A 545-nucleotide genomic window follows, 5' to 3' on the forward strand; every position below is an offset into this window, starting at 1 on the left:
CCCGACTGCGCCGTGGCTGAGACCGTGCACACCATGGCCGGCACGGAGAAAGCCTTTCGCCTGATCGTGGTGCGATACCCACGGCAGGCCGACCTGTTCGACGACCGCCCCCGCTACCATGTGATCGCGAGCAACCGCGTCGAATCCACTGAGGCTACCCTGATCTGGTACCGCCAGCGCGGGGAAGTTTCGGAAAACGGCATCAAGGAACTGAAGATCGGCTTTGGCATGGAGCGCATGCCCTGTGGGCAGTTCAAGGCCAACGCCGCGTTCTTTCGTATCGGCGCAATCGCCCACAACCTCTTCGTTCTCTTCAAGCATTCTGCTCTGGGTAATGGCTGGCAGCGCCACCAGGTAGCAACGGTGCGCTGGCGGCTCTTTCACTTGCCGGGCAAGGTGGTGCGCCATGCCGGGTCGCTGGTCCTCAGAATCGCCGCCGAATTCGTTGAGCTCTTTCGGGATATCCGCCGCAAGAGCTTACACATGGCACAGGCGTTCTCGCCGTAAGACACGAAGCACAAAGCACGCGCAAGGGAATGCAGACG

The 545-nt window shown here is 61.3% G+C and carries 1 protein-coding gene; it reads left to right on the plus strand.

The window, feature by feature from the left end; translation table 11 throughout:
• The coding region (locus ACYQ6T_RS10735; protein ID WP_459830708.1) for a transposase at positions 1–507 on the plus strand (507 nt) is incomplete at its 5' end.
• Positions 508–545 lie beyond the last annotated feature (38 nt).

Source organism: Hydrogenophilus islandicus (genome assembly GCF_054657095.1).